The organism is Mesorhizobium sp. M0018 (assembly GCF_040323955.1).
GTDB lineage: Bacteria > Pseudomonadota > Alphaproteobacteria > Rhizobiales > Rhizobiaceae > Mesorhizobium.
In genome coordinates this window covers 22227-34604 of the sequence record NZ_JAMYVL010000008.1, presented here as the reverse complement: position 1 = coordinate 34604, position 12378 = coordinate 22227, and the positions used below count along the sequence as shown (strand labels likewise).

Sequence of the window (12378 nt, the reverse complement as noted above, 5' to 3'; positions counted from 1 at the left end):
AGATGAACACGTTTTCACAGGTTCTGACTGACGATCAGGGCGTCAGCGACTTCCACACAATCTCGCACCGGCTGTATATTGGCGGCCAATGGCGCCAGTCCGCGGATGGCAGGGTGATTCCGGTCATTGATCCGTCGACCGAGGCTGTCATCGCCGCTGTGCCGGATGCGACCGTGAACGACGCCGCCACTGCCGTTGAAGCCGCTGCCAAGGCAGCCGATGGCTGGCGGACAACGCCGCCGCGAAAGCGTTCCGAGATCCTCAGACGCTGCTTTGAACTGATGACCGAACGATCGGAGGCACTGGCTACTCTCATCGCACTGGAAAACGGCAAGGCCCTGCGGGATGCCCGAGGCGAGATCGCTTACGCGGCGGAATTTTTCCGTTGGAATGCCGAGGAGGCCGTTCGCATTACCGGTGAATTCGGTACTGCGCCTTCCGGCACCAATCGCATTGTGGTCGACTACGAACCCGTCGGCATCTGCATCCTGATCACGCCCTGGAATTTTCCTGCCGCGATGGCGACGCGCAAGATCGCGCCGGCACTTGCCGCGGGATGCACGGTGATCCTGAAGCCAGCCAGTGAGACACCCCTCACCGCCTATGCGCTCGCCGCGCTCTACCAGGACGCGGGCGTTCCACCAGGGGTGGTCAACGTCCTGACAACCTCCAGTCCCGGGCCTTTGACAGCCGCCATGCTGGCCGATCCGCGGGTGCGCAAACTCTCCTTCACCGGTTCGACGGGTGTGGGTCGCGCTCTGCTGGCAGAGGCTGCCAGGCATGTGGTTTCGTGTTCCATGGAGCTGGGCGGCAACGCACCGTTCATTGTGTTCGACGACGCCGATCTCGAAGCGGCGCTCGATGGTGCAATGGTGGCCAAGATGCGCAACGCCGGCGAGGCCTGCACGGCCGCAAACCGCCTCTATGTGCAATCTGGCATCTACGAAGCCTTCTGCGATGGCCTCGAGAAGCGGATGTCGTCGCTCAAGGTCGGCCCTGGCACTGATCCGGACACGGAATGCGGGCCCATGATCACGAAAAAGGCGGTCGAGAAGATAGACCGCCTTGTCGTCGACGCGGTCACACGCGGCGCGCGGGTCATGTGCGGCGGCTCAGTCCTGTCCGGGCGCGGTTTCTTCTATCCTCCGACGGTGCTTCGCGACGTGCCGGGCGACGCAAAGATGGCGCATGAGGAGATATTCGGGCCGGTGGCGCCAATCTCGAGCTTCGAAACGGAGGCCGAGGTCATCGCACGCGCCAATGACACCGAATATGGGCTTGCTGCCTACATTTACACGCGCGATCTGGCGCGCGGCATGCGGGTGGCTTCCCGCATCGAGGCCGGGATGATTGCTCTCAACCGCGGGCTGATGTCTGATCCGGCAGCTCCCTTCGGCGGCGTCAAGCAAAGTGGGCTCGGCCGCGAGGGAGGGCAGCATCACGGCATTGCCGAGTTCATGGAGGCGAAATACCTCGCCGTCAGCATGTGAGCTGAAGAAGAATGCAAGGCGATCCCTTTCGCATCCGCGACCACGTTGCTGATTTTGACCAAATCGTGCAGGACATTGTTGACCGCAGCGAGGTCGCCCGCGCCGCCATTCCGATGGCCGCCGACGTGGCCTACGGACCGGATCCGACCGAGACCATGGACCTGTTCTTTCCCGCGGGCAAAAGAACGGCGCTACCGGTGCACATCTTTGTCCATGGCGGCTACTGGAGAATGTTCTCCAAGCGCGACTATTCATATATGGCGACGACGATTACCCAAGCCGGGGCCATCGCCGTCATCCTCGATTATGCTCTGATGCCCAAGGTCCGAATGGCGAGGATCGTCGACCAGGTGCGCCGCGCCAAGCAGTGGGTCCTGGCCAACATCGCCGATCATGGCGGAAGCCCGGCGGCCCTGACTGTCAGTGGTCATTCGGCAGGAGCCCATCTTGCAACGTTTCTGTTCGAGGGCGAGCATACCCCCTCGAATGTGAGGGCAGCCCTTCTCCTGAGCGGACTCTATGATTTGAAGCCGCTCCAGGATTCCTTTCTCGCCAACGAGATTGGAATAACCGACGAGGAAGTCGCCATGTTCACACCTCTCGCCTGTCGGCATGATGCTCAAACCAAGGCGGCGGTTCTGGTCGGAGCCAACGAGACGCCACCCTTCCATCAGCAAGCCGATCGATTGAAAGCAAGCTTGCTGCGGCAGGGATCGTTGGTAACGTCGCATGCGCTCCCGAACCGCAACCACATGGACAGTGTCAGAGATCTTGGCGTGCCGGGGACCGAGGCTGGCGATTGCCTGGCAAAACTGATCGCCAAGGCCTGCTGACTAACTCGGGTTCTCCAGGCGATTTGTTTTGCGCCACTCCTCGTACTCTCCGCGGGCATCGTCATGCAGCGGATAGTAGCGTTGCAACGGCCCGCCCTCCATGAGCTTCGCTCGCGAAAACTCCTCCCAATCATGATGCTTCTGTGATTCTTCGATCACCTTCGGGGCCATCACGACGGGAAGCACCACCACCCCGTCGTCGTCGGCGACGATGATGTCGCCCGGGATCACCGTGACACCGCCGCAGGCAATCGGAACGTTGACGGCATTGGGATAGATGCTGGTCTGCACATGATAGTTTGGCGTCCAGCCGCGCAGCCATAGGGGCAGGTCGAGCTTTTCGACATTGGGCCGGTCGCGCATGCACCCATCGATGACGATACCGGCCCCGCCCCTGCCCTTGAAATACGTCGACATCATATCGCCGAAGACGCCCGAGCTCATGTCGCCGCGCGCGTCGACCACGACCACATCGCCCTCCTGCGCGTGATAGAGCACGTGCCGGTGCAGCTGTGTCTCCGGATCGGCATATTCTCCTTCGGTGAAGAGGTCCGGCCGCTGCGGCAGGAACTGCAGCGTCAGCGCCGGCCCGACGATCGACTTCCCGTGGTTTTGCGCCACCGGACCGACCATGTGCGGATTGCGGAAACCCATATGGCCAAGCGTGCCGGCAACCGTCGCGGCGCCGATCTCCCTGAGTGCGTCGATCAGGTCCTTAGGCGGCCGCATGATGTCGGAAGTATGTGTCATTGTGGACTCCGATTGAATGGAACTACCAGTTCGCAACAGAACCGTCGCGGCGCTTAAGGTGAGGCGCTTCCCAGAAACGCAAACTCTGCGCCTGGACCGCAACTTCGTTGACCTCGACGCCGAGCCCCGGCAGATCGCCGACCGGGTAATCGGTCCCGTCGAGCCGTGGTTGCACGGGGAAGAAGTCGGAATTGTCGAAGCCCAGCTTTGTTTCGGGCGCCCTGGTCTCGAGCCATGCGAAGTTGGGTACCGCGGCGGCGAGATGCACGGTCGCGGCCGTGCACACTGGGCCAAGCGGATTGTGCGGCATCAGGTCCACATAATGCGCCTCGCTCCAGCCAGCGATTTTCATCGCCTCGGTGAGCCCGCCGACATTGCAAACATCGATCCGGTTGAACTGGTGGATGCCGCGCTCGATGTAGGGCAGGAACTGCCACTTGCTGGCAAATTCCTCGCCTATGGCAAAGGGGATTTCGGTCATCGTGCGCAGCGATTCATAGGCCTCCGGCGTTTCGGCCCGTATCGGCTCCTCGAGGAAATCAAGCACGCCGCGACCGAGCTTGTTGCAGAAGCTCGCGGCCTCTGCCACCGACAGCCGATGATGATAGTCGAGGCCGAGGACCACGTCGCTGCCCAGCGCCTCGCGCGCCTTGTTCAGCATACTTGCGGTAGCGCCGATGGACTCGCGCGGCTCGAAGATGTCCTTGCTGTTTTGCCCGAAGGGGAAGAAGCGGATCGCCTGCCACCCCTGCGCGCGAAGTTCGCGGGCCCGTTCGATGGCAACGTCGCCCTCGGCCTCGTCGCCGGTCGAGGCAAAGGTGGGAATGCGGTCGCGCTGCTTGCCGCCCAGCAGCTCGTAGACCGGCACGCCCAGCGCCTTGCCCTTGATGTCGTGAAGGGCGATGTCGATGGCGGAAATCGCCGCCTGAAGGACTCGCCCGCCTTCGAAGTACTGGCTGCGGTAAATCTCCTGCCAAATCCGCCCGATCTGCATCGGGTCACGGCCGATGAGAAACTCGCGATAGTGCTCGACCGCGCCGGCCACGGCCCTCTCGCGACCGCTCAAGCCGCTCTCGCCCCAGCCGAAGATGCCCAGGTCGGTCTCGACCTTGACGAGCATCTGGTTGCGCGTTCCTACCCACACCGGATAGGGCTTGATCGCGGTGATCTTAAGCTTCTCAGTCATCCACGCCCACGTTTCACGCGCATTCGCCCTATCTCAGTTTGCCTTGAGGGCCATTTCAGTTTCGCCATCGAACAGATGCATCCGCTCCTGGTCGAACTCGAGCCAGATCTGCTCGTCGGGCGCGACGGCAATGTTCGGCGGCACGCTGACGTTGACGATGGCGCCGGACAGGAACGCCTGGACGAAGGTGACGTCGCCGGTCGGTTCCACCGTGTAGGCCTTGGCCGGAATGGAACCAGGGACCGCACTCTTGTGGAGCTTGATCGTCGAGTGACGTGCGCCGAGCACGACTTTCGTGGTCGTCGCTTTCGCCACCTTCTGGGCATTGCGCGGTGAGAGCTCAAGGCGCCAGCCCTCGGCGCCGGTCAACACCGTGTTGCCGTTTGCCATCGAGGCCTCTAACGGAATAAGGCTCATCGCCGGGCTGCCGATGAAGCTGGCCACGAACATGTTCACCGGATGGGCAAAGACCTGCGCCGGTGAATCGTATTGCTGCAGGTAGCCGCCATTCATCACCGCCATCTTGTCAGCCATGGTCACGGCTTCGAGCTGGTCGTGCGTCACATAGATGATCGTCGCCTTGAGGTCCTGGTGGAAACGCTTGATCTCCGACCGCATCTGCACGCGCAGTTTGGCATCGAGGTTAGACAGTGGCTCGTCCATGAGGAACACGGCGGGGTCGCGAACGAGGGCACGGCCAAGGGCCACACGCTGCTGCTGCCCGCCCGACAGTTCGCGCGGCTTGCGCTCGAGCAGGTGCGTCATGTCGAGCACTCGCGCCGCTTCCTTGACCTTCTTGTCGATCTCGTCCCTGGGGAGTTTGCGCATCTGAAGCGGGAACGCCAGGTTCTTGTAGACCGATTTCTGCGGGTAGAGCGCGTAGTTCTGGAACACCATTGCGATGTCCCGGTCCTTGGGGTCGAGGTCGTTGACCACGCGCTCGCCGATGATGATGTCGCCCGCTGTGATCGGGGTCAGCCCAGCGACGAGATTGAGCGTGGTTGTCTTGCCGCAGCCTGAAGGCCCGACGAGCGCAACGAACTCCCCGTCATTGACCGTCAGCGAGACGTGGTTGACAGCTTTGAAGCTGCCATAGCTCTTGACGAGATCTTGGAGGACCACGTGGGCCATCGGCAACTCCCTAGTGCTTGACCGCGCCTTCTGTAAGGGCGCGTACGAAGTATCGTTGCAGGACCAGGAACAGCACCACGACGGGCACGCTCATCATGAAGCTGGCCGCCATCAGGCCCGGAAAGTCCGTCGTATTTTCCGAGAAGAAGCGTTGGATGCCGACCGGCAGGGTCAACTGCTCGTTCTTGGAGAGGAAGGTGTAGGCGTAGATGTACTCGTTCCACGCACCGATGAAGGAATAGATTGCGGTGGCGATGATCCCCGGCGTCGAGAGCGGCATCACGATCATGATGAAGGCCTGGAACCGTGTTGCGCCATCGATGCGCGCCGCCTGCTCAAGCTGCACCGGGATATTGTCGTAAAAGCCCTTGAGCAGCCAGATCGCCAGCGGCAGGCCAAAGGTGAGATAGGTGAGTATCAGTGAGCCATGCGTGTTTATCAGACCGATGGCGCGCATCAGGATGAAGAGTGGCACGAGAAAGATCACCGCCGGGAACATGTTGCGCAGCAGCACGGCAAAGAACAGGAAATTCCGGCCGGGGAAACTGAAGCGCGAAAACGCGTAGGCCGCTGGGACAGCCACGATCACCGAAAGGATTGTCGTGACGGTCGACACGAAAAGGCTGTTCCAGAAGAACCGGAGGAAGTCCTGGCCGACGCTGTTCTGCGGATCGAGCAGTTTCTGGTAGCTGGCGAGGGTAGGTTCGTCCGGCCACCATTGCGGCGGGAATTGCGTCGCCGCGAATCCGGACTTGATCGAGGTGATCAGCATCCAGATCATCGGCAACGCGGTATAAAGCAGCATGAACACGAGGAATATGCGCCCGGCCCACCGCCATCCGTCGACGCGCATACGGCGACGGGTCTGGGCTCGAGGTGCTGTCTCGGCAATCGTGCTCATCAGCTCCCCTCTTTCCGCTCGTTGCCGCTTAACGCACGGACGTAGAAGTAGCCCAGCGTCATCAGGGTGAAGAACAGGAGCACCGAATAGGCCGATGCCACGCCCCAGCGCTGCCGTCCGAAGGCGAGCTCATAAATGTGGGTTATCCAGATATGCGATGCGTTCGACGGCCCGCCGCCGGTCATGATCCAGGGGATGATGAAGGAATTGAAGTTGGCCACCGCGAGCAGCAGCATCGTCACCACCGAGACGTTGCGCAAGTGCGGGAAGGTGACGTGCCAAAAGCGCTGCCATGCATTGGCACCATCAACTTTTGCGGCGCGCAGCAATTGGTCGGGGACTGTCTGCAGGCCGGCCATCATCATGATCATGGCAAACGGAAACTCGCGCCAGATATTGACGACGATCAGGGAGGGCAGCACCGTGCTGACATTGTCGATGAAATTCGGCGGATGGGCGGCCAATCCGAGGCCGACCAGCACCGCGCCGATGATCCCGAAGTCCGAATGGTAGATCCACTTCCAGATGTAGGAGGCGGCGACGGCGCTGATGACCCAAGGGATGATCAGGACGGCGCGCAGGACACCACGGCCGATGAAGTCGCGGTGGAGCGCCAGCGCTGTGGCAAACCCCAGGACAAAGGAGATGAAAGTTGACCCCAGAGTCCAGATCAGTGTGTTCCAGGTGACTTTCCAGAACACCTGACTGGTGAGGATGGTCGTGTAGTTGTCGAAGCCGATGAAGGTCTTGTCGCGGAGTTGCAGGCCAGGCGGTGTCTTAAAGAACGACAGCTCGACCGTGTAGTAGATCGGATAGGCGATGACGATGAGCATCACGGCGATCGCTGGGAGCACGTACGCGTAGTCCGCGCGATGCTCCCAGACCTTCCGCAGCGCGCCGGACCAACCGGGTTGCAATCTTCGGCGAGCCTCGGCCTTGCCGGTCACGATCGTCACTTGTGGCGTGCCCTTTTTCTTCGGAACGCTGCGGCTGCGCCAGCGGCGCAGCCGGTCCAGGTCGTAGGTGTGGCTTGGACTAGAGTCCGCCCATCAGGTCTTTTACCTTCTTGGCCGCGTCGTCCGCTGCCTCGTCGACGGTCATCGCTCCGGTCAGGGCATTCTGCAGCATGTCCGGGATGATGATGTTCATGATCTCGGGGGCCTGCGGCAGAGCTGGGAACGGGATGCCGTATGGCAGCATCGAGGTGGTGACGTCGAGGAACTTGATGTTGTCCAGACGTTCCTTCATCCATTTGGTCTTGAAGCCGTTGAGGTTGCCAGGGTTTGATCCGGCGTAGGCCATCTTCAGCGACCATTCAGGGCTCGTCCACATGCAGATGATAGCTTTCGCGGCCGGCTCGTCTACCTTGCCGCCCTCGACATATTCGGGTTTCAGGATGTGAATGTTCGAGCCGCCGAACACGACGGCGCGCTTGCCGTCGGGACCAGTCGGGATCAGGCCGTAGCGCATGTTGTCGATGACCGTCTGCGCCTTGTCCTTGTCGGTGCCCGTCGCCTTTTTCTGCAGGTCGAGCATGACGTTGTAATCCGACGGGTGCGAGATCATCATGCCGAGCTGGCCAGCGACGAACAGGGGCTGATTATCGGCCTGCTGATTGGTGAGTGCCGAAACCGGAACCGACTTGTCGCGAACATACATGTCGTAGGAGGCTTGCAGCGCTGCCTTGCTTTGCGGGCTATCGAGCTGGACCTGCTCATAGGTCGGGTTCGGCGTCGCTTCGTCGAAGACGCCTCCGCCATATGCCCACAGCTGTGGCATGAAGCGGTACGGCGTATTGCCGGCATTCTTGCGAGCCACGAGACCATATCCGGCAATGCCGAGCTTGTCGTGGATCTGCTTGGAATACTTGACCACGTCGTCCCACGTTGCCGGCGGCTTGTCCGGATCGAGGCCGGCACGCTTGAAGATGTCGGCGTTCCAGATGAACGCCATCGTCTCGTTGTTGGTCGGAATGCCGTAGGTCACGCCCTCCCAGGTCACTGCCTTCATGGCGCCGGGCCAGAAATCCTCGGTCGAATACCCCACATCCTCTGGCTTGAGCGGCTGCAGATAGCCCTTTGAGGCGAACTCGGTACCGCCCAGGATTTGCAGGCGGACCGCCATAGGCGCGGCATTGCCCAGGAGCGCGGTGCGGAACTTGTCGAGAAGGTCGTTATAGGTGAGGGCTTGTTCCTCGAGCTGGATGTTCGGATAGGTTTTGCGGAAGGTCTCGAAGAAATCCTTGTAGTACTGGCGCAGGAGGTCCGGGTCGCCCTCGAACACGCCCTGATACCAGAAAGTCAGTCGCCCCTTGTAGTCGAGCGGGGTGACCTTGGCGCAATCGGCCGCCGTGTCAAAATCCTGTGTGCCCGCAATCGAGCGCACATATTCCGGCGACCACTTGCTCAGGTCGACCGGCGGTGCACCCAGCGCCGATGTAGACGTCAGGGATGCCATCAAAGCAGTGGCGACAGTGCCGCGCAGGATGGCACTGCCGAGCGCAATTCTCGTCATAGGTATCCTCCCTGGTTCTCCCATGCCGCCCTAAAGCGGTCCTTGCTCGTTTCGATCGCGAGGATGCTTCTGCCAGCTCAGTGTATCCTCTCGATCGCTTGGTACGTTTTCAGATCGTGAATTGCCTGTCAACGCGCTGGATCGTACATTGTTTGCGAAAGCCGTGTGTGATATCGGGCAAGGTATGTATTAAATTGGGGAGCCCGGCCTTGGCCGAAACAAGCGATTTCAAAGCGATGCCACCGGTGGGGACCGATCCCATCGGGGCCTCCAGCGAGGGCGCCTCGCTTTATGAATTGATCAGGGAAGATATCATCGAGGGACGGCTCGCTGCCAACGAACGGCTTGTCGTCACCGATCTCGCCCGGCGTCACGGCACTTCGACCAATCCTGTGCGCGAGGCCCTACAGTTGTTGCGCGGCGAAGGGTTTGTCACCTTTATCGCCAACCGCGGGGCGCGCGTGCGACCCATTGATCAGGATTTTGTCCGGGATATCTACGAGATCGGTGTTCTGATCGAGCCAGCCCTGACACGATGGTTTGTGAATATGGCTACCGGCGAGGACATCGCCGAACTCGAACGTCTCCAAGGCCTGATCGAAGAGAACAATTTCGCCGACACATTCAGGCATAGTGAGCTGGATACCGCTTTCCACACCGTGATGTACCAGCGGCACTACAACCGCCACGCAGCCGAGCTTTGGTGGAAGCATCGCGAAGTGCTGCGAGCCGTGAGCCGTCGTTTCAATTTCACGCTGGCGCGACGTGCCGCGATCATGCGCGAGCACCGCGAACTCATCGCGCTTGTGAAGGCGGGAGAGGCCGACAAGGCGGCCGAACTCGTTTCCCGCCATGTCGAGGGTTCGGGCCGGCATATTCTCGAACAGATGCGAGCGCGCAACGCCGCTCGGGCCGGATAGAATGTCCAGTCCAGAACATCGTTAGCTGACCATTTCCAGGCAAAGGTAGTTAAGATGAAAATCACGAGCATTCGGCCGTGGCTGATCAAGTCCGATGCTTCCTACTGGGGAGAGTTCCTGTTCGTCGAAGTGACGACCGACGAGGGAGTGAGTGGATGGGGAGAGATCACCACCACGACAAGGCTCGCCAACCGCGCTCTCTGCACGATCCTGCGGCAGATCGGCGTCGCCGTGACAGGCGAGGATCCCGCGCGTATCGAGCATCTCTGGCACAAGATCTTCCGCAGCTTCACCTACATGGGAAGCCGCGGCGCCGCCGTCGAATGCGTGAGCGCCATCGATATTGCCCTCTGGGACATCCGGGGCAAAGTCCTCGGCAAGCCGATTTACGAGCTGCTTGGCGGGCCGGTACGCGATGAAATCGCGCTCTACACCCATCCCAACCAGGCCAAATTCACCAGCAAGGAGGCTGTGGTCCGCGAAATTCTTGACATTGTCGAGTCCGGACACACTGCGCTCAAGTTCGATCCCTACCCCCACCAGGGCCGCAGCGCCGATGGCCTGCCCCGCGAACAGCGAGACGGCTACCTCGATGGCGGCATGACCCGCAAGGACGAGCGCGAGGCCGCCGAACTCACGGCTCTGATCCGCGAAACGGCAGGACCCGATGTCGACATTCTCATCGATGCGCACGGCCGCTTCGATGTCCCCACCGCCATTCGCCTCTGTCGGAGCCTCGAGGAGTCCGGCCAGATCGACTGGTTTGAGGAGCCCTGCCCGCCCGAGAGCCTTAACGCCCTCAAGCAGATACGTGAGAAGGTCAATACCGCCATCTCGTGGGGCGAGCGCGGCCACACGAAGTGGGATTTCGTGCCGGTACTCGAGAACAGGCTCGCCGACTACATCATGCCCGACGTTACCTGGACCGGCGGCATTACCGAACTCAAGAAGATTTCTGCGCTGTGCGAAGCCTACTACGTGCCGGTCTCGCCACATGACGCCGCGGGACCGATCAACGTGGTTGCGGGAGCGCAGGTGATGATGACCGTTCCCAACTTCTACAAACTCGAAACATCGGAATGGAAACTGGGCAAATACGATCACCTGATCGACAGACCACTCGACATTTCGAACGGCAGCCTCAAGCTGTCGTCGAAGCCTGGTCTCGGTATTGAGATGGACCGCGACTACCTGCAGGCCCACGAGATTGAGCTGGGCTAGCAACACTCTATGCCGGCCCCGGGTGCGAGACGACAAGCCGAAAACGAGGATAAGTCATGGCAAAGACAGGTGGCGCCGACGAAGCGCTCAATCGGGTAAACGCGAACTCCAAGCCATCCCAGCTTCGCATCACCGACATGCGGGTAGCCGAAATCGTCGGCGCGCCGTTCACCTCGACCCTGCTCAAGATTTACACCAACCAGGGCATCGTCGGGCTTGGCGAGGTGCGCGACGGCGCCAGTGCCACCTACGCGCTGATGCTGAAGAGCCGGCTGCTTGGCGAGAACCCTTGCGACATCGACCGCCTGTTTCGCCGGATCAAGCAGTTCGGTGGCCACGGCCGGCAAGGCGGCGGCGTCTCGGCGGTCGAGATCGCGTTGTGGGATCTCGCCGGCAAGGCCTATGGCGTTCCCATCTACCAGATGCTCGGCGGCCGGTTTCGGGAGAAGGTGCGCGTCTATTGCGACACCGACGCTACCGTGCCGAGCGGCACCGAGACCGGCAAGCGCCTCAAGCAGCGCATGGCGCTCGGCTTCACCTTCCTCAAGATGGATCTGGGGCTGATGCAGATCGCGGATGTACCCGGTGCGGTCGTCTCCCCTGCCGGCTCACTTGAAGGGTACCGCATCCATCCCGGCCGCGGCCCGGTCAAGACCATGGAGGAGCGCCGCGCCCGCAATGCCGCTTACGATTTGCATAACGTTCCCCATCCGTTTACCGGCCTCCACTTTTCCGACAAGGGCCTCGACCTGCTTGAACAGTACATTGCCGAGGTTCGCGATGTTATCGGTATGGATATTCCGCTCGCCATTGACCATGTCGGCCACATCTCGCTGCAGAACGGCATTCGGCTCGCCAGGCGGATTGAAAAATACGTGCCGGCCTGGCTCGAGGATGTGATCCCATGGCAGTACACCGAGCAGTTCCGGCAACTGCAGGCCGCCACTACGGTGCCGATCTGCACCGGCGAGGACATCTACCTTAAGGAAGGCTTCGAGCCTCTGCTCAAGAGCGGCGGCCTCTCCATTATCCACCCGGACCTGCTCACCAGCGGGGGCATCCTCGAGACCAAGAAGATCGGCAACATGGCCCAGGACCACGGCGTCGCAATGGCCATCCATATGGCCGAAAGTCCAATCGCCGCAATGGCCGCGGCACATGTCGCGACCGCGACCGAAAACTTCATGGCGCTCGAATACCACTCTGCCGATGTCGACTGGTGGGACGATATCGTCACCGGCGTTCCCAAGCCGCTCGTGAAGGACGGCTTTATCACTGTTCCGGACAAACCTGGCCTGGGGATTGACAACGTCGTCGACGAGGTGATCTCGCAGCATCTGCAGCCGGGTGTCACCGGCATCTGGCAGCCCACGGATCACTGGGATAACGAGTATTCCTGGGACCGTATCTGGAGCTGAGGCGAAAAGAACCG

At 61.1% G+C, this 12378-nt stretch carries 11 protein-coding genes; 5 read left to right on the top strand and 6 right to left on the bottom strand.

The window, feature by feature from the left end:
- Positions 1-2: 2 nt before the first annotated feature.
- Together NKJ81_RS13155 and NKJ81_RS13150 are read left to right on the top strand one after the other, a co-directional pair.
- Positions 3-1490 (top strand): NAD-dependent succinate-semialdehyde dehydrogenase, encoded by a 1488-nt coding sequence (locus NKJ81_RS13155; RefSeq protein ID WP_352474435.1) that lies wholly within the window; start codon positions 3-5, stop codon positions 1488-1490.
- Between the two features lie 11 nt (positions 1491-1501).
- On the top strand, positions 1502-2323 hold the full coding sequence (locus NKJ81_RS13150) for an alpha/beta hydrolase (protein ID WP_502904285.1): 822 nt from the start codon (positions 1502-1504) through the stop codon (positions 2321-2323).
- Here the strand turns inward: NKJ81_RS13150 and NKJ81_RS13145 are convergent, their stop codons facing one another.
- The 6 genes from NKJ81_RS13145 to NKJ81_RS13120 form a co-directional block, all read right to left on the bottom strand.
- The gene (locus NKJ81_RS13145) at positions 2324-3073 is read right to left on the bottom strand and encodes a ribonuclease activity regulator RraA (protein ID WP_352503627.1); all 750 of its coding nucleotides are present in this window, start codon (positions 3071-3073) and stop codon (positions 2324-2326) included. It lies immediately after the preceding gene.
- 22 nt (positions 3074-3095) lie between these two features.
- Positions 3096-4259, bottom strand: a complete 1164-nt coding sequence (locus tag NKJ81_RS13140) for a mandelate racemase/muconate lactonizing enzyme family protein (RefSeq protein WP_352540693.1) — start codon at positions 4257-4259, stop codon at positions 3096-3098.
- Between the two features lie 33 nt (positions 4260-4292).
- A complete protein-coding gene (locus NKJ81_RS13135; protein ID WP_352540692.1) occupies positions 4293-5390 on the bottom strand; it encodes an ABC transporter ATP-binding protein in 1098 nt (365 codons plus the stop codon).
- A 10-nt stretch (positions 5391-5400) separates the two neighbouring features.
- The gene (locus NKJ81_RS13130; RefSeq protein WP_023679256.1) at positions 5401-6291 is read right to left on the bottom strand and encodes a carbohydrate ABC transporter permease; all 891 of its coding nucleotides are present in this window, start codon (positions 6289-6291) and stop codon (positions 5401-5403) included.
- Positions 6291-7247 (bottom strand): carbohydrate ABC transporter permease, encoded by a 957-nt coding sequence (locus NKJ81_RS13125; RefSeq protein ID WP_352540691.1) that lies wholly within the window; start codon positions 7245-7247, stop codon positions 6291-6293. Before NKJ81_RS13125 ends, NKJ81_RS13130 begins: the two co-directional genes overlap by 1 nt.
- Before the next feature lie 79 nt (positions 7248-7326).
- The gene (locus tag NKJ81_RS13120; RefSeq protein WP_352540690.1) at positions 7327-8805 is read right to left on the bottom strand and encodes an ABC transporter substrate-binding protein; all 1479 of its coding nucleotides are present in this window, start codon (positions 8803-8805) and stop codon (positions 7327-7329) included.
- A gap of 209 nt (positions 8806-9014) precedes the next feature.
- Here NKJ81_RS13120 and NKJ81_RS13115 point away from each other — a divergent pair, with 209 nt between their 5' ends.
- The 3 genes from NKJ81_RS13115 to NKJ81_RS13105 are packed head-to-tail and all read left to right on the top strand — an operon-like array spanning position 9015 to position 12364.
- Positions 9015-9725, top strand: coding sequence for a GntR family transcriptional regulator (locus tag NKJ81_RS13115; protein ID WP_352540689.1), 711 nt, complete (start codon positions 9015-9017; stop codon positions 9723-9725).
- Positions 9726-9779: 54 nt separating this feature from the next.
- Positions 9780-10946, top strand: a complete 1167-nt coding sequence (locus NKJ81_RS13110) for a mandelate racemase/muconate lactonizing enzyme family protein (protein ID WP_352540688.1) — start codon at positions 9780-9782, stop codon at positions 10944-10946.
- A gap of 56 nt (positions 10947-11002) precedes the next feature.
- Complete coding sequence (locus NKJ81_RS13105; RefSeq protein ID WP_352540687.1) at positions 11003-12364, top strand: mandelate racemase/muconate lactonizing enzyme family protein; 1362 nt, start codon at positions 11003-11005, stop codon at positions 12362-12364.
- The last annotated feature ends 14 nt before the right edge of the window (positions 12365-12378 follow it).